This window comes from Paucidesulfovibrio gracilis DSM 16080 (assembly GCF_900167125.1).
GTDB lineage: Bacteria > Desulfobacterota > Desulfovibrionia > Desulfovibrionales > Desulfovibrionaceae > Paucidesulfovibrio > Paucidesulfovibrio gracilis.
Map to the genome: position 1 here is coordinate 43,689 of NZ_FUYC01000002.1, position 17,031 is coordinate 60,719.

Consider the following 17,031-nt stretch of genomic DNA (forward strand, 5'->3'; position numbering starts at 1 on the left):
CTCCTCGCCGCGCCCAGGCGGCCGTGGTGATATTTTTATCGCGGCCGGAACAGGCCGATGTAGGCGCGGTAGCATCTGCCGACCGGGGAATCCTCGTCCATCTGATCAAGAATCTCACCGAGATTCTTGGGCTTTTTGGGCGAGGACTGGCTCCGGGGCGCGCTATCGGGCCGGTATCCGTCCAAAGGAACCCTGCCGTTTAGCAGCTCGAACCGCACTTTGTCAAAGTATTCTTCACCGAGAAAATCGTTGGCGCGACGGATAATCTGCGGAGCGAAAAATGTCAGCTCCTGGGCCACTGCCGGGTCGTCCGCCGTGAGCAGCAGGGTGGGACCGCGCCGCCCCAGGGGGCGGGCCATGCGGGAAACCTCCCGGCCCATGACATTTTCCCAATTGTTCCAAAGCCGCACCAATTGCATGGACCCTTTGCCGTCCAGGCGGTCCAGAACCGGTTCCAGCGCGTCTCCGGCCCGGGCGATGTTGTATTTGCGGCGGAACAGGGCCATGGTCGCTCCTTTTGGTGTCGGCGGAGTATAAAAAACGTCGGAATAATCCGACTGCGCCGCACCAACCAAAAAAATATGATACCCTGACCGGTAGCGGTCTGCAAGCGAAAGCATGGGACTTGACGTGTCCGGGGTCTTGCCGTAAAACGCGATTCGTATATCAGCATATATTGATACGAACCCTGGGAGTCACACCGATGGAACTCGTCCGTTTTTGCAAGGCTCTGTCCGACGAAACCCGTGTTCGCCTGCTGCATTTGCTCCTGCGCCACGAGCTGAACGTGGGAGAAATCGTCCGCGCCCTGGATATGGGCCAGTCCCGCGTCTCGCGGCATTTGAAGATATTATTGGACGCAGGGTTGCTTACGGTTCGCCGGGACGGACTGTGGGCCTTTTATCGCGCTGTGGAGCAGGGCGACGCCCGGGCGTTCCTGGACGGTGCCTCGCGGTTGTTCACGCGTGAACCGATGCTCCTGGCCGACTTGGAAAAGGCTGAGGGCATTTTGCAGGAGCGTGTGGAGTCCACCCGCGAATTTTTTGATACCGTGGCCCCGGAATGGCAGCGGCTTTCCCGCGATCTGCTGGGGGAGTTGCGCCTGCCCGAAAAACTGTCCGAACGGGTGGGCCGGTGTAGCGTTGCCGTGGACCTGGGCTGTGGTCCGGGCGATCTGCTGCGGCTCCTGGCCGACCATTGCCGGGAGGTCATTGGCGTGGATAACGCCCCGCGTATGCTTGACCTGGCCCATTCCCGTTTTGAGGGGCGGGAGGACGTGAGCCTGCGTATCGGCGAACTGACGCATTTGCCCCTGCGGGACGAAGAGGCCGAGGTCGGCATCTTTTCGCTGGTGCTGCACCATCTCTCGGATCCGGCTTTGGCCATTGCCGAGGCTTACCGGACTTTGCGTCCGGGCGGACGGCTGGTTATCGCGGAGTTTGATCGCCACGGCGTGGAAGCCATGCGCGATGATTACGGCGACCTGCGTCTCGGTATCGACCGGAACGAGTTGTGCCGCTGGCTGGACCGTTCCGGGTTCCAGGCGCCCGTGGTGGCGGAATATGACGTGAACAACGGCCTTCGGGTCTTGATATATGAAAGCGTGAAGAAGTGACGCGGCAGTGCCGCGCCCTGGTTGCACCGGCGTTCCAGCGCCGAAGATCCCCCGAATTGGAGGAAAAATGAGTAACGATACCGTGAAATCCGTGGATTCGACCCTGCCGTACCTGGTCAAGGACATCAGCCTGGCCGAGTGGGGACGCCGCGAATTGCAGCTTCAGGAAAATGAAATGCCGGGCCTCATGGCCCTGCGGGAGAAATACGGCGAGGAAAAGCCCCTCAAGGGGTTGAAGATCATGGGCAGCCTGCACATGACCATCCAGACCGCCATGCTGATCGAGACCCTGCATGCCCTGGGTGCGGACCTGCGCTGGGCCTCCTGCAACATCTTTTCCACCCAGGACCATGCCGCCGCTGCCATTGCCGAAGCCGGCACCGCGGCCGTGTTCGCCTGGAAGGGCGAGACCCTGGAGGACTATTGGTGGTGCACGGAGCAGGCCTTGACCTGGCCCGACGGCTCGGGACCGGATCTCATCGTGGACGACGGCGGCGACGCCACCTTGCTGGTGCACCAGGGCGTGAAAGTGGAAGAAGATCCCTCCCTGGGCGAAAAGGCGTATGACGTCAAAGAATTCCAAATCGTCATGAACCGCCTGGCCGCCAGCCAGAAGGCCAATCCCTCCAAATGGACCAATATTGCCAAGCACATTCGCGGGGTGTCCGAGGAGACCACCACGGGCGTGCATCGTCTCTACCAGATGCAGGAAAAAGGCGAACTGCTCTTCCCGGCCATCAACGTGAACGATTCCGTGACCAAGTCCAAGTTCGACAACCTCTACGGCTGCCGGGAATCCCTGGCTGACGGCATCAAGCGCGCCACGGACATCATGATCGCGGGCAAGGTCGTGGTGGTCATCGGATACGGCGATGTGGGCAAGGGCTGCGCCCAGTCCATGCGCGGTTTTGGCGCGCGGGTCATCGTCACCGAGGTGGACCCCATCTGCGCGTTGCAGGCTTCCATGGAAGGCTTCGAGGTCATGTCCATGAATCGGGCCGCCTCCCAGGGGGACATTTTCGTGACCTGCACCGGCAACTACCATGTGATCACCGGCAAGCACATGCTGGAGATGAAGAACGAAGCCATTGTCTGCAATATCGGCCACTTTGATTCCGAGATTGAAATGAGTTTCCTCGAGGATTCCGGAAAGTGCGAGAAGCAGGAGATCAAGCCCCAGCTGGACAAGTGGACCCTGCCCAATGGCCGGAGCATCCTGGTGCTGGCCGAAGGCCGTCTGGTGAACCTGGGTTGCGCCACAGGCCACCCCAGCTTCGTCATGTCCAACTCGTTCACCAACCAGGTGCTGGCCCAGATGGATCTGGCCGCCAACGACTATGAGCCGAAGGTCATGATCCTGCCCAAGAAGCTGGACGAGGAAGTGGCCCGCCTCCATTTGGCCCGCCTCGGCGTGGAACTGGACGAACTGAGCGAGGAGCAGGCCGACTACATCGGTGTGCCCAAGCAGGGTCCGTATAAGCCGGATCATTACCGCTACTAAACTCTTGTTCCGCGCGTTCGCCGCGGGATGATTTCTTCAAGGCCGCCTTTCCTGGAAGGGCGGCCTTGTTGTTTTTATGGAACGAATCAGGATTTGCCGTTGCTCCCAATGGAAAACATCAGTATACGATGGGGCATGAAACGCTATGCCCTGTCCGCCGTATTGTTGTTGGGAGTCTTTTCCATGGGCCTTTGGAGTGCCCCAACGGTTCACGCCCTGGAAATGACGGTTTCCTCTTCTTCCACGGCCCTGAATCTGCTTGAGGATTTCGGGCCGGAAAATCTTGTGGACAATGATCCGGCCACGGCCTGGGCCGAAGGCGTGACCGGGGACGGCCGGGGCGAATGGGTGCTGTTCGAGTTCGGGCGCGCTGTGCGTCTGGAGCGCCTGGGCATTCGCAATGGCTGGCAGGACGAAGGCGAATACGGAGACAATTCCCGGCCCGGGGAATTGGAGCTGGAATTTTCCGATGGCTCCACCATGCGGATGCCTCTGGCGGACGAGTCCGGCTGGCAGTACCTGGAAATGGATCGGCCTACACGCTGGGTCCGGCTTACCCTGGCGTCCGTGGTCGCCGGCAGAACCCGGCCCGATCGGACCTGCCTTTCGGATGTTTCTTTTGAATTGACCCTGCTGGATGACGAAGCCGTCCCCGATGGTTCGGCCGTGGCTCCGGCATCCGGGCCGGATACCGGGCAACAGGCTGACGAAGCGCCGACATCCGATGACGAAGCAGTGGCCGGAAGCGATGAAGCTGTTTCCAGTACCGGGAATCCTTCTGGAGCGTCCGTTCATGATGCGGCAAAGGCTGGTTCCGGGGCGGCGCAGGATGCGGCTGGTTCGGCTGAAGGTGCGCAGGCAGCATCGGAGGATGCGGCTGTCCTTGCCGAAGAGCCTTCCGGCAGCGAAGAGACCGTCCAGGCCCAACTGCCTCCTGATCAAGAAGCCTGGGAGGAATTGCCCGAGGTCGATGTGCAGGCCATGGCCGGAGAACGCGAGGCCAAGGGCGGCAAGGTGGCTGGCCCTGAAGACCAGCAAGCCGTGCGCGAGGCCATTCGCGCCTACTATACCAAGCTCGTGACCTTGGATGACGAGTATCTGGAGTTGTATTCCGAGAAGGTCCGCGAAGAAGAGGCCTTCATGTTCGAATATTTCAAGGAGTTGCAGCGTCAGCGCCGCGTCTATCATCTTTTCCGCAAGGCATTGGTGGATACCGAGGAGTTGCGGTTCGGCCCCGCGTTGCTGGACGGCACGCGCCTGCGGCTGGAGGTGCAGGGCCGTTGTACGCTGTACGTCGCCGACACCTACGAGGACATGTCCGTCCATACCCGGTTCACCTTTGTCAAGGAACAGGATCGCTGGCGGATTCTGGAAGCGGAGGAACTGGAAACCCCGGAGGAGGAAGCCGCGGGTTCCTAGGTTGGAAATGCCGCTTGTCCGGGTGCCATGATCGATGAAGGGAAAAGCCTCGAGACAAGCAAGGACGGCATTTTTCAGTATGCAAAACGCCCCGACCTGGTCGAAGTCGGGGCGTTTTGTGTGGCGTACTGCCGACGCAGGGTTCAGCCGTCGAATTCTATTTTGACCTTGCCGGCGGAATAGCCTTTCAACTCAGCCAGCATGCCCTTAAGCCCGGCGCCGAGCATCCGGGCCACGAACGGATTCAAGGGCAGGGGCGCGCCGTTGACGGTGATGTCCACTTCCCCGCCCGTGGCCACGCATTCTTCCACCGTGGCCCGGCCTGCCACGATGTCCCGGGCCAGCCCGCGACACCCTTTGCGGCCGCAGCCGCCACAGCTCAGGCCGGGCAGCAGGAAGCCTTTGTCCAGCACCAGATCGGCCAAGGCTTCTGCGTCCTGCAAATGGGGCGTGCCTGGCAGCTGGGCGTCTCCAAAGGTGGCCAGGGCCAGGGAGGGATCCAGCGCCTTGTCGTCCACAGGTTCGGGATTTACGCCTGCGCGGGAGAGGATCACCCGGGGCAGGTAGCCCAGGGTCTTGCCGCCTTCCACCACGAGCACATCCGTTTCCAGCAGGGGCAGCAGCCGGAGCAGGTCACGCTGTTCGGGCCAGGAAATAAAGCTTTCGGATTCGGAAAGGCCCAAAACGGTCTGGGCAACGTCCTTGTACCGCCGGGTATCCGTGTCCTCGGTTTCGCTGAAGCCGTGGCTGGAACATTTGGCCACGGCCACGCTGTGGCCGCGTTGCCGCAGGATGCGGACGAGTTCGAGACCCAGGCTGGTTTTGCCGGAATTCTTGTATCCTACCAGAGAGATGGCCTTCATACGCGAGTGCCTCCGGGAAGCGGTGAGACCCCGGTGCAAGCGGGACCGTTGCAGGGTGATTCGTCCGCGTGATCGTTCAGGATGGCCGTGCCGATACCTTCATCCGTGAACAATTCGAGCAAAACAGCGTTTTCGAGCCGACCATCCAGAATATGCGCCTTGTCCACACCGGCGGTGACGGCTTCCAGGCAGGCGTGGAGTTTGGGGATCATGCCGCCCGTGGCCACACCGGTTTCAATGGCTTCAAAGGCTTCCGGCACGGTCAGGGATTGGAGCAGCCGGCCTTCCTTGTCCAGCAGGCCTTCCACGTCCGTGAGCAGGTGCAGGCGCTTGGCGCCCACGGCCGCGGCAACGGCAGAGGCCACGGAATCCGCATTGATGTTGTAGGTTTCGCCGTTGGTGTCCACGCCCACGGGCGCGATGACCGGAATGATGTCCTGGCGCAGCAGGGAGTTGAGCAGGTCCACGTTCACGGCTGAGACCTGACCCACCTTGCCCAGGTCAATAAGCTCGGGAGTGGCGTGTTCCTTGGAGACCGCCAGCTCCTTTTTTTCGGCTCGGATCAGCCAGCCGTCCTTGCCGGACAGACCCAGCGCCTTGCCGCCGTTGAGGTTGATCAAGTTCACGATCTGCTTGTTCACCTTGCCCACAAGGACCATTTCCACCACGTCCATGGTGGCCTGGTCCGTGACGCGGTGTCCTTCCCGGAACGTGCTGGGGATGTGCAGCGCGCTGAGCATTTTACCGATCTGGGGACCGCCGCCGTGCACGATCACGGGGTTGATGCCGATGTATTTGAGCAGGATCACATTCAGGGCGAAGCTTTTTTTGAGCTGTTCATCCACCATGGCGTGGCCGCCGTATTTGATCACGATGGTTTTTTTGTAGAATTTCCGGATGTAAGGCAGAGCCTCCATGATCAGGCGGGCCTGCACGGAATCGCGTTTCTTGTCTCGGGGGGTGCGTCGTTTCATTGCTGCTCCTTGCTGAAGATGGCGGGATATTCCCTTTTCAATCCCCGGCTGTCAATGGCGGGGCAGCAAGGAAATCGGGTGCATGATACTGGATAGGGCGTTCCGTGGGGTGGCGGCACTGGCACGCACCGCTGATTTTTTGTCCGCTTCTCATTGACCGAAAGGGTGTGAATACGGAACTATGCAGGTCATGAAAAAGGAAAAATGGCGGTTTGGACGGCAGGAGGTAGCCGGAAGTCTGGGGGATCTGGGAACCTTGCTGCCCCTGGCTGTGGGCATGGTCGTGATTAACGGCCTGGATCCGGTGGGGTTGTTTTTCAGCGTGGGCCTGCTCTACGTCCTGGGCGGTATTTACTACGACGCGCCCATTGCTGTGCAGCCCATGAAGGTGGTGGGAGCCTATGCAGTGGCCACGGCCGCCACGGCCGGGCAGATCACGGCCACCGGGTGGATCATGGCGGTTTTGCTGTTGTTCTTAGGCGTCACGGGGTTGGTCAACGCGGTGGCGCGCATGGTGCCTCGTCCCGTGGTGCGCGGGGTGCAGCTTTCCACGGGGCTGTTGCTCATGTCCAAGGCTGTATCGTTTTTGGCCGGTTCCTCACCGTTCCAGGTCGGGGAAGGCCTGAACGAGCCTTGGCTTACCGTGCAGAGCATTCCGGTACCCGGCCTGGGCGACGTACCCATCGGACTGATTATCGGCCCGTTGCTGCTGCTGTTGACGCTGTTTTTTTTGGACAGCAAACGTTTTCCCGCGGGCATTCTGGTGGTGGCCGGTGGATTGGTCCTGGGTCTGGCCTTGGGAGGCTGGCACGGCCTTGGGAGCATTACGGCCGGACTCCATCTGCCGGAATTCCTGCCCTTTGGCCCGCCGAAGGTCACGGATCTGCTGTGGGCGTTGCCTGCCCTGGCCCTGCCGCAACTGCCCATGACCGTGGGCAATGCCGTCATTGCCAACCGCGATTTGTCCCATGAATTGTTTCCCCACACACGCACCCGGGTCACGGACCGGGCCTTGTGCATCAGCATGGGGCTGGCCAATGCCGTGGCCGCAGTGCTCGGGGGCATGCCCTTGTGTCACGGAGCGGGCGGATTGGCCGCGCATTACCGGTTTGGGGCGCGCACCAACGGCTCCAATCTGATGATCGGATCGCTTTTTGTGCTGCTTGCCGTGCTGTTTGGGGCGGGCATGCTCTCGCTGGTGCGGCTGTTGCCCTTTTTTGCGCTGGGCGTGCTGCTGTTTTTTGCCGGAGGACAACTGGCCCTCACTGTGGCGGATGTGGAGCGGAGCGAGGATTTGTTCACGGTCCTGACCGTGGCGGCCGTGGCGTTGGGGTCGAATCTGGCTTGGGGATTCGCCGTCGGCGTGCTTGTGGGCTGGCTGGTGCGGCGGTGGAACATCCGCATGTGAGCGCCGTGAATCAGTCGGCCGGATCCGCGCACGGCCAGACGGCAAACGGTTCCGGGCCGGGTTTGTAGCCCACGCCCACCGCGCCTTTGTGCAGATAAAGGCACATGGCCCAATCCGTTTCAAAGGCCGAGGTGGTGGAGGACCAATAGGCCTCCTGCCATTGCTCAAAGGGATGGTCCGGCGGCAGGGCCGGGTCATGATGTCCGGCATGGGTCAGGGACTCCAGTTCCCGGATGCTGGGCAGGCGCCAGCGGTCCACTCCCAGGTGGCGATCGTGGTTCAGTGTTTCGATTCGTTGCAAGGCCTCGCTCCAGAGGCAGGGGGATCCCAGGTTCGCACGCGGCGTCCAGAGCAGGCCGGTACCTAGATCCTGCACCGGGCCGTTTTCCGCTACTGCAAAGCGCGGCTCAGGCCACTGAACGCCGGTGAGCGGCGCTTCCGCAGCCCCCGTGACAGGGAGAACCCCGCTGTTGCCGCGAACCGGCCAGACCATGGCAAAACTGTCCCGGCGGTGGAAAAACATGCGTCCGCCCGAGAGCTGCACATACCAGAAATAGTCCGGATCGCGCGCCCAGGGGGTGGAGGTCCAGAAGGCCAGGGACGCAACGTTTTCAAAGGGGTGGTCCGGTGCAAGCGCGGGATTGGCGGTGTCGAAGTGGAGCAGGCTGAACAGTTCGTGCCGGTTGGGCAGTCTCCAGGCGCGTTCCGGGGCCGTGCCGGGCGGATTCAAACCGGCGCACACTTCACGGGCTTCATCCAGATTCAGCGGGAAGGTGAACGGCGCGGCGTTGCGCGTCCACTCCAGCCCTGTGAGCTGATCCAAGACACCGGGAAATTTTTGGTCGTTGTCCGGCGAGGAAAGGATAAACCGGGGGTCGGGTCGGCTTTGCCCGGTGACGAACTCCGCATCCTGGCCCGACCCGGCGCAGGGCAGGGGATCACCGTGAACATCGTAGCAATGTTGTTGGCCCGTGGCCAATGGTTTGATGCGGGAAGCTGTCACGCGTCCTCCTTGAGAAAGGGCAGCAGCAGGAACATGGCTAGCCCGCAAAGCGCACCGGTCCAGAAGACGGCCTTGATGCCGAATCCCGCATACACCGCGCCCATGAGTATGGGAGCCAGGGTCTGACTGAGCCGCAGAACCATGCCGTTGGCGGCCATGTAGGCGGCGCGTTGGTTGTCCGGGGCCAGTCCGCTGAGGGTGGCCATGAGTGTGGGCACGTTCAATCCCTGGGCCAGGCCGAAACCCAGCACCGGCAGAATCATCCACCATTCCCCGGGCATGAACGGTACGCCGAGCATGGACAGGATATAAAAGCCAAAAGCCGTACCCATGAGGGTGCGTGGCTGGAATCGCGCGGCCAGATGTCCCAGCTTCCAGGAGGCCGTGGCCGTAACCAGGGAGGCGAAGGATACGATAATGCCGATGCGCGGGGCCGGGGTCTGAAACCAATGGTCCAGCAACAGCGGCAGATAGGTGATGATGGGACCATAGAGCACGATGAAGGTGAGCAATGTCACGGCAAACAGGGCCAAGACCCTGGTGCGGCGCATGCCGTGGGCGGCCTGACGAAGGTACTCCCCGAATCCCTGGGAGGATTTGGGTTCCGGGGTGCGGAGTCGGAGAACCACCAGAACGCCCAGGGGCAGGGCCAGGGCCGGGAGCAAAAAAGGCCAGTTCCAGCCCAGCAGAGCGAGCATGCCGCCAACGGCGGGAAATGCGGCCGTTCCGGAGGCCAGCACACTGCCGTTGTACCCCATGGCCGCGAGGCGTTCGCGGTCGGCGTAGAGATCGCCGATAATGGTCAGGTTGATCATGCCGAGCGGTCCGGCCCCCAGTCCCTGCAGGAACCGCAGCAGCAGCAGGGTGGAGAGATCGCGGGCGAAAAAACAGGCCATGCCGAAAATTCCAAAGACAAATAGAGACGGCACGAGCACGGCCTTACGGCCCAGACGGTCGCCGAGAATCCCCGTTACCGGCGCCATGAGCACGCCCGGCAGGGTAAAGGCCGTGATTACCAGCCCCACATTGGCCGGACCGAGTCCATGGATGTGTCGGACCATGTCCGGCAGCACGGGAACAATGCTGGAAACGCTGACAATGGCCATGAGCGTGACGCCGAAAACGATTTGTAGATTGGTATCCAGATAGAGCTTGCGCACGTTGCCGCCTTACAATGCGATAGGGTTGGAACCGGGGTGGGGGGAATGAGTCACCACGTGAGACTAGCTGAATGCCAATGAATTGCAAACGGGAAACAGGGGCGTCTTGTCCGGCGGAGTCAAAAAAGGAAATGTTGTTTTGAAAGGCCGCTTGCGTGGCATGGCGTGGCGAAACAGCTGGCTTTTCGCGGAGGGAGCGTGCGCTTTGGATCAGACGTGTTGCCGCGTTCGGCATGATGCGACGTTGGAGCGGGTTACGGTTTCGACTGTTCCAGCAGTCCGCTATGAGCCTTTGCCGGTGAGCCGCAGAAGCGTTTGCAGCAGAAGGTGCATGTTCAGGGGCTTGGCCAGGTGTTCGTTCATGCCGGCACGGAGGAAGCGTTCCCGGTCGCCGCTGAGGGCGTGCGCGGTAAGCGCCACGATGGGTACGTCGGGATCCGGGGCGGTCCGGGACGAACGAATGGTCCGGGTGGCTTCCACACCATCCATTTCCGGCATTTGAATATCCATGAGTATGGCGTCGTATCGCTGGGCGCACGCAGCGGCCACGGCTTGTTTGCCGTTGATGGCGATGTCCACGATATGCCCGTGGCGCTCGAGAAAATGTTGCACTGTAAGCCGGTTGACCCGCTCATCCTCGGCCAGCAACAGGTGCAGCTGTCTGGACTCGTGCCTTTGGTGTGGCATACCGAGCACATCGCCGGAAAATTCCTGGGCTGGAGCAAAACGCAAACAGACGTGCGCCCTGGTGCCTTGTTCGAGTACGCTTTCCACGCAGGCGGATCCGCCCATGGCCAACACCAAGCGGCGGACCAGATGCAACCCCAGTCCGGTCCCTTCATGCCGTCGGGTGCTGGAGCCATCCACCTGGGTGAAGACATCCCAAATTTTGTCAAGGTGGTCTTCCGGGATGCCCAGCCCCGTATCCTCCACCACGAAAAGGATTTGTTGGCGGCCCAGGACGTCCGGTTTGCCCACGGGGTCCACATTGATGCGGACGTGTCCCGAGGTCGTGAATTTTACGGCATTGCCCACGAGATTGAAAAGAATCTGCCGCAACCGTCCCGGATCGCCCAACAGCGCCGGAGGGTGTTTGGCGTTGTTCGTCAACTCAAGGCTGATGCCCTTGGCCTGGGCCTGGGGGCGGAACATCTGCACCATGGCGTCGAGCAGGTCCGGCAGGCTGAAGGGTTGCTCGCGGATGGTCAGGCGTCCGGCTTCGATGGCCGAAAGGCTGAGCAGGTCGTCCAGCAGAGCCAGAAGTCCGTTTCCCGAGCGCAAGGCTATGTTCACATAGCCCATGTTCTCCTCGTCCAGCTCGTTGTCCTTAAGAATTTGGAGCATGCCGAGCACGCCATTGAGCGGGGTGCGGATTTCATGGCTCATGTTGGCGAGAAATTCACTTTTAGCCCGGCTGGCGGTTTCCGCGGCTTCCTTGGCGGTCAGCAGATCCTGTTCGGATTGGCGGCGGTGAACGGCCAGGGCAAAGAGGACGGCGAGCCGTTCAACAGCCTTGCGGTCCTGCTCGGTGTAGTCCCTTTCGGCATTGGCCAGGCCGATCATGCCGATGACCTGCTGGTCGGAAAGCGCGGGTACGGCCAGGAATCGACGAATGGGCAGGTGCCATTCCGGAACGCCGCTGCTCCGTGCATCCCGGGCCACATCGTTGCTCAAAAGGGGGGTGCCTTGTTTGATGACCCATCCCCAGAGGCCACTGAATTGGTCAAAAGCCACAGGGTTAGCTGTCTCGGGCCACATCTCCCGGGTGCCGGTGATGGCCTTCATCTCCAGCCTGGCGCCTCCCTGGGTGAGCGTTCCCACAAAGCCCATGGGACTATCCGTGACGCGGGTGGCCGCATCCAGCACGTAGCCGGCAATGGCGTTGAGGCTGATGGGGTGCAGGAGCCGTTCGGAGAGTTCCGCCAGGGTGGCGTCCAGTTCGCGTTGGCGCTGGAGTTCCCGTTCGGCCTTACGCCGTTCCGTGATGTCGCGGGCCACGACCACGGCGTATTTCACGCCGCCGAAACGTACGCCCCGGGCGGAAATTTCCACAGGGGTAACGGTTCCGCGGGTAGAATGCACCTCGGTTTCCGTGATGCGGGCCTGGTCATCATCCTGTCCGGTCAGTCCCTTGATCAGGGATTTGATTTTTGGGTCGGGAAAGATCTCAAAGAATGGCTTGTCCGGAACGTGGTCTTCATCACACCCGGCCAGATCGCAAACCATCCGGTTGAAATCCACGATGAAGCCTTCGGCAAGATCCAGGAGAAAAATTGCGTCATTGCTTTGGTCCAGAATGGCTCGAAAGCGTTGCAGCTGCTGAACACGTGCCTGAAGTTCCGGATAGTAGCTCTTGCGGACCGAGCTTTCGCCCAGGCCGATGAGCTTTTCCCGTAGGGAGGAGGATTTTTTTCGGCTCTTCCTGTCCGGGGGCGTGTCAGAGCGCCTGCGCATAAATCTCCGTGACCTCTTGTTCGGTCAAAGATTTGGGGTTGGTGGCCATGCAGGGGTCGTCCAGGGCAAATCGTGCCAGACCGGGCAGGTCGTCCCTGGCAACGCCCAGGCTGGAGAGGGTTTGGTCCACGCCCACGCGGTGTTTGAGTTGGCGAATTGTTTCGGTGATGGTTTCGCATTGTTCGTCCTGCCCCATCTCGGAATCGAGCGAAGCGCCTAGCGCTGCGCCGATTCGGGCATAGCGCTCCGGTGCGGCCGAAAAGTTATGGGCGATGACGTGTTCTAGGAGAATGGCGTTGCATTGGCCGTGGGGCAGGTCCATCAGCCCGCCCAGGCTGTGCGCCAGGGCATGGACGGCACCGAGGATGGCGTTGGAAAACGCGAGTCCGGCGTAGAGGCTGCCGAGCTGCATTCCGGCCCGGGCTTCCAGGTCTGCAGGGTGCTCCATGCACCGGGGAAGATAGCTGCGGATGGCGCGGACCGCTTCCAGGGCGAAGATGTCCGTGATCGGCGAGGAAGCGTTGGACACATAGGCTTCGATGGCATGGGTGAGCGCGTCCAGCCCGGTGTGGGCGGTGAGGTCCGGGGGCATGGTGCTGGTGAGCTGTGGGTCCAGCAGCGAGGCGTCCGGCACAACGGCCTTGCTCACAATGGCGATTTTGACTTTGCGCACGGAGTCCAGAATGATGGCGAATTGGGAAACGTCCGCGGAACTGCCCGAGGTGGTGGGCAGGCAGATCAGGGGCGGGCCGGGCCGCGGCACATTGTCCACTCCTTCGAATTCAAGCACGTGGCGGTCGTTCGTGACCACAATGCCGATCCCCTTGGCCGCGTCCATGGGGCTGCCGCCGCCCACGGCGACAATGGCGTTGCAGTCATTTTGCCTATAAATGTCGGCACCTTGCATACACTCTGTGTCGCGTGGATTGGGAGAGATGTCCGAAAAGAGGGTGACCTTGTGACCGTACTCACGCAAAGAAGCGGCCGTAGCATCGGCCCAGCCGGATTCGATGACCCCTGCATCCGTGACCAGGAGTACCCGTTCGCCGCCGAGGTTGCGGGCGTAGCGGCCTGCGAGGGTAGCCGAATCCTTTCCCGTGATAAATTCCGGTGCGACGAATTTTCGTAAATCCAACGGGTTGGTAAAGTTCATGGTCCCCCCTCCCCCCTGTTTCGAATGTAAGGCTTATCGCGACATAATAACTACCATAGGCAACGGATGATGTCTAACGAGTCGTTGAACATTCGGTGATATCGGAAGGTTCGGAGATACGGGGGATGTGGTGAGCGTGTTGAACGGCGGGGCGGAGTTTTCCCCGAACCGCGCCGCAGCCGTTGGAATGGGGCGAGGCTGCGGCGGGCGGGGAGGGTCAGAGTGCCTCGGGGGTGTAGCCCTCGGGCAGATGCGCCGTGCCCTTGACGCAGGGCAGGCCCGTGCTTTGGCCTGCTTGCTCCATGAGGCGCTGCATGTCCGGACAAAAGCCGTCGCCCAGTTCCCAACCGTCTTTGCGCTTGTGCGCAAAGGTGCAGGTCGGGAAGTGAATGGCTTCGGCTCCCTTGGCCTTGAGGATGCGGGCCAGTTCGGCCACGTTGTCCCCGGGGCAGCGGCAGGTGAAGACCCCTGCCAATTCGCAGTCTTCGTACCCTGCAAAGCCTTGTTTGGTCCCGGTCAGGCACTTGAAGCAGTTGGTGAGCGGGCAGGCGTGTTCGTTCTTTTCGCAGCGGATGATGCCGATTTTGGTCACGGTGCCTCCCCTTGGTCAGTCGGCCTGTTCGTTCAGGCGGGTGCGGATGACCTCGGCCTCGCGTTCCAGCATGTCCAGACGCTGCCGCAGGATGTTCTGCTCGTCTTCAGGGGACAGGGGGGCGTTCCAGCCTGCGTTGCCCACCTGGGCATAGCGTCCGCCGAATCCGCGGCCGCGCCAGCCGCCGCCCATGCCGCGTCCCATGCCGCGTCCCATGCCGACATTACCATAGCCACCTGCGCCGCAGCGACCAAAGCCGCCGCCCGTCATTGGACCTTGTCCTTGCGGTCCGGTTCCGTCGAATCCAGGCATATTGCTTCTCCTTTGCTGTTGCGGTTTGTTTTCAGGGAAGCACGGTCCGACCAATGGAGGAAAGGGGTCGCCCCCCGGCGGTGCAAACGACAAGGGCGGACCGTGCTTCCGGCCTCTGTATTCGAAGATAGCAGGAAGCGTGCCTGGCATGTTGCTGCAATGGGCTGGCCGCGGGGAAAAGCTGTTGATGGCGGTTTGCGGGATGCGTTTCGTATTTGATTTTCGTATTATTTGGGAAAGATATCGATATCCCGTGATTCCCGAAACAACGCGGAAGAAGCGGGATTGTTGAGGTGGCGGCAGGTTTGCACGCTGAATATGTTGGTTTTGGGCGTGAAAAAAGCCCGATCAAGGCATGAGAATCCGCCCGATCTTGTGTTGTAGGGCTTATTTTGCGTCTATTGGTTACTGGTCCGGCGTGGAAGAGGGTGCTAGAGATGAAACAGGAGCATCGGGGCTTTGGGCCTCAATAAAAACGCGGCGAACCCGTGGAAATGCGGTTTTAATGTCGCGGTCCAGTTCCGAGGTGACCTGCTCCACGCCGTTGGAGCGCACATGGTCCGCAAAGTCCACGGAAAGCGTTACCAAAATGTAGTCCGGTCCCATGTGCAGGGTGGCCAGTTCATTGATCTGTTCAATACCCGGTTTGGCAAGGGTCATGTTGCGGATGGCCTCCTCCACTTCCGGGTGCGCGCTTTCGCCCAGCAGGAGACCGTGGGTCTCCCAGGCGAGCCATGCGGCGGTTCCGGCCAGTACCAGGCCAATGACGATGGAGGCGGCGCCGTCATAGCGGGGATCGCCCGTGACCTGGCTGAGTAGGACGCCTGCAAAGGCAGCCAACAGTCCGAGCATGGCGGCCGTGTCTTCAAAAAGTACCACGAACAAGGGGGGATTTTTGCTGCGGGACACGGCACGGAACCAGCCCCGTTCTCCCTTGGTACGTCGAAATTCTCGTAGGGCCATGCTCCAGGCCGCACCTTCAAACAGCAGGGAAGCCGCGAGCACTGCGTAGTTCAGCCAGGGGGTGTGGGCCGGTTCCGGGTGGCGCAGGTGCAGGATGCCTTCATAAATAGAAATGCCTGCGCCGAGGCCGAAGATCAGGATGGCCACCACAAAGCTGTAAAAGTAGATTTCCTTGCCGCGTCCAAAGGGAAAGCGGGAGCAGGCCGGACGTCCGGCCTGGCGCAGCCCGTGCAGCAAGAGGAGCTGGTTGCCCGTGTCCACTGTGGAGTGGACGCCTTCGGAAAGCATGGCGGAACTGCCCGTAAAGGCCGCAGCCGTGAACTTGGTGGCGGCAATGGCCATGTTACCGAGCATGGCTGCAATGATGACGCGTTTTGAGCCGGATGCCATGGGGTTCCTCTACTGTACTGAGCTGTCGGCCCGTTACTGTTGTATCAACAAATGGCGGGCGGTTTAGCGGCTTCAGATAGCCGGATCCAGGAGCATGTTGTCCCGGTGGATGGCCTCTTCGTAGGCGTGTTCGCCGTATTGCTCTTGGATGTCCGAACTGCGCAGCCCTTTGATATTCTGCAATTGCTCCGAGCTGTAATTGCACATACCCACGCCCAGCACGCGATCGGTTTTGGAGCGAATGGCGGTAAGGGCGCCCTGGCCGAATTCGCCGCGCACCTCCACGATGCCCGCCGGGAGCAGGCTTTTGCCCAACTCCGTCAGGGCACGGGCCGCGCCGTCGTCCACCACGATGGTTCCGGCGGGTTGGTCATGATAGGCCAACCAGAATTTTTTACTGGAAACGCATTGTTCGCAGGGCAATACCAGGGTGCCGCCGGGAGCGCCGTCCAGCACCGCCCCGAGAGAAAAGCCCTTGCGTCCGGACAGGATCAGGGTGGGCGCGCCGAGTTGGGCCACGCGCCGGGCCGCACGCATTTTGGAATACATGCCGCCTGAGCCGACAGCCGTCTTGCCGTCGCACATGGCCGGAATGTCCAGGGAGCCGATGTCCTCAATGACATCCAGCCGCTTGGCCTCGGGATGTTGGTCCGGGTTTTTGTCGTACACGCCGTCTGCCGAGGTCAGGTTGATGAACAGGTCGGCTTCCACCAGCCCCACGGCGAGGCTGGCCAGGGTGTCATTGTCCCCAAACTGCAGTTCTTTGACCGACACGGTGTCGTTTTCATTGATGATCGGCACCGCACCCCAATCAAGAAGCCGGTTCAGGGTGTTGCGGGCATTGAGGAAGCGTTCGCGAATGCGCAGTCCCTCACGGGTGAGCAGCACCTGTGCAGCCACCACGCCCAGTTCGGCCAGGGCGCGGTCGTATTCGTGCATGAGCCGCCCCTGTCCGATGGCCGAGGCCGCCTGTCGTCCTGGAAGGTCCGAAAGGTGGGCCGCGTCCGGGCGCATGAACTGGATGCGGCGGCGACCTGCGGCAACGGCGCCGGAGGAGACCAGCAATACGTCCAGCCCGCGTTCGCGCAGGGCATTGATTTCCCGGGCCAGGTGGCGGAGCATGTTCAGATCCAGTCCGTCTTCCATGGTCAGCACGGCGGATCCCACTTTGATGACCACCCGGCGGGCCGAGGCCAGCAATTCGCGGCGTTGATCGCTATTCAT

At 61.3% G+C, this 17,031-nt stretch carries 15 protein-coding genes; 4 read left to right on the forward strand and 11 right to left on the reverse strand.

Going from position 1 to position 17,031, the window contains the following annotated elements:
- Positions 1-35: 35 nt before the first annotated feature.
- Positions 36-506 carry a DciA family protein gene (locus B5D49_RS02465; RefSeq protein ID WP_078716077.1) on the reverse strand — a complete coding sequence of 157 codons (471 nt, stop codon included), beginning with the start codon at positions 504-506 and terminating at the stop codon, positions 36-38.
- A gap of 197 nt (positions 507-703) precedes the next feature.
- On the opposite strand from B5D49_RS02465, the gene B5D49_RS02470 reads away from it, so the two are divergent.
- The 3 genes from B5D49_RS02470 (at position 704) to B5D49_RS02480 (ending at position 4,535) form a co-directional block, all read left to right on the forward strand.
- The gene (locus B5D49_RS02470; RefSeq protein ID WP_078716078.1) at positions 704-1,615 is read left to right on the forward strand and encodes an ArsR/SmtB family transcription factor; all 912 of its coding nucleotides are present in this window, start codon (positions 704-706) and stop codon (positions 1,613-1,615) included.
- Positions 1,616-1,697: 82 nt separating this feature from the next.
- Positions 1,698-3,116 (forward strand): adenosylhomocysteinase, encoded by a 1,419-nt coding sequence (ahcY, locus tag B5D49_RS02475; RefSeq protein WP_200806766.1) that lies wholly within the window; start codon positions 1,698-1,700, stop codon positions 3,114-3,116.
- Positions 3,117-3,251: 135 nt separating this feature from the next.
- Positions 3,252-4,535 (forward strand): NADase-type glycan-binding domain-containing protein, encoded by a 1,284-nt coding sequence (locus B5D49_RS02480; RefSeq protein WP_144019066.1) that lies wholly within the window; start codon positions 3,252-3,254, stop codon positions 4,533-4,535.
- 143 nt (positions 4,536-4,678) lie between these two features.
- On the opposite strand, the gene B5D49_RS02485 is transcribed toward B5D49_RS02480, so the two are convergent.
- Together B5D49_RS02485 and argB are read right to left on the reverse strand one after the other, a co-directional pair.
- A complete protein-coding gene (locus B5D49_RS02485) occupies positions 4,679-5,398 on the reverse strand; it encodes a molybdopterin-guanine dinucleotide biosynthesis protein MobB (protein WP_078716081.1) in 720 nt (239 codons plus the stop codon).
- Positions 5,395-6,372, reverse strand: a complete 978-nt coding sequence (gene argB, locus B5D49_RS02490; protein WP_078716082.1) for an acetylglutamate kinase — start codon at positions 6,370-6,372, stop codon at positions 5,395-5,397. The genes B5D49_RS02485 and argB overlap by 4 nt, the downstream gene beginning before the upstream one ends.
- Before the next feature lie 190 nt (positions 6,373-6,562).
- Here argB and B5D49_RS02495 point away from each other — a divergent pair, with 190 nt between their 5' ends.
- Complete coding sequence (locus tag B5D49_RS02495; RefSeq protein ID WP_078716407.1) at positions 6,563-7,780, forward strand: putative sulfate/molybdate transporter; 1,218 nt, start codon at positions 6,563-6,565, stop codon at positions 7,778-7,780.
- Between the two features lie 10 nt (positions 7,781-7,790).
- Here the strand turns inward: B5D49_RS02495 and B5D49_RS02500 are convergent, their stop codons facing one another.
- From B5D49_RS02500 to proB, 8 genes are all read right to left on the reverse strand, one after another.
- On the reverse strand, positions 7,791-8,783 hold the full coding sequence (locus B5D49_RS02500; protein ID WP_078716083.1) for an Lcl C-terminal domain-containing protein: 993 nt from the start codon (positions 8,781-8,783) through the stop codon (positions 7,791-7,793).
- A complete protein-coding gene (locus B5D49_RS02505; protein WP_200806759.1) occupies positions 8,780-9,943 on the reverse strand; it encodes an MFS transporter in 1,164 nt (387 codons plus the stop codon). The genes B5D49_RS02500 and B5D49_RS02505 overlap by 4 nt, the downstream gene beginning before the upstream one ends.
- 282 nt (positions 9,944-10,225) lie before the next feature.
- On the reverse strand, positions 10,226-12,397 hold the full coding sequence (locus tag B5D49_RS02510) for an ATP-binding protein (RefSeq protein ID WP_078716084.1): 2,172 nt from the start codon (positions 12,395-12,397) through the stop codon (positions 10,226-10,228).
- A complete protein-coding gene (ercA, locus tag B5D49_RS02515; protein ID WP_078716085.1) occupies positions 12,381-13,550 on the reverse strand; it encodes an alcohol dehydrogenase-like regulatory protein ErcA in 1,170 nt (389 codons plus the stop codon). The genes B5D49_RS02510 and ercA overlap by 17 nt, the downstream gene beginning before the upstream one ends.
- A gap of 217 nt (positions 13,551-13,767) precedes the next feature.
- Positions 13,768-14,142 (reverse strand): CGGC domain-containing protein, encoded by a 375-nt coding sequence (locus B5D49_RS02520; RefSeq protein WP_078716086.1) that lies wholly within the window; start codon positions 14,140-14,142, stop codon positions 13,768-13,770.
- 15 nt (positions 14,143-14,157) lie between these two features.
- The gene (locus tag B5D49_RS02525) at positions 14,158-14,454 is read right to left on the reverse strand and encodes a DUF5320 domain-containing protein (RefSeq protein ID WP_078716087.1); all 297 of its coding nucleotides are present in this window, start codon (positions 14,452-14,454) and stop codon (positions 14,158-14,160) included.
- Between the two features lie 405 nt (positions 14,455-14,859).
- Positions 14,860-15,807, reverse strand: coding sequence for a cation diffusion facilitator family transporter (locus B5D49_RS02530; RefSeq protein ID WP_078716088.1), 948 nt, complete (start codon positions 15,805-15,807; stop codon positions 14,860-14,862).
- A 72-nt stretch (positions 15,808-15,879) separates the two neighbouring features.
- Positions 15,880-17,031 (reverse strand): glutamate 5-kinase, encoded by a 1,152-nt coding sequence (proB, locus tag B5D49_RS02535; protein WP_078716089.1) that lies wholly within the window; start codon positions 17,029-17,031, stop codon positions 15,880-15,882.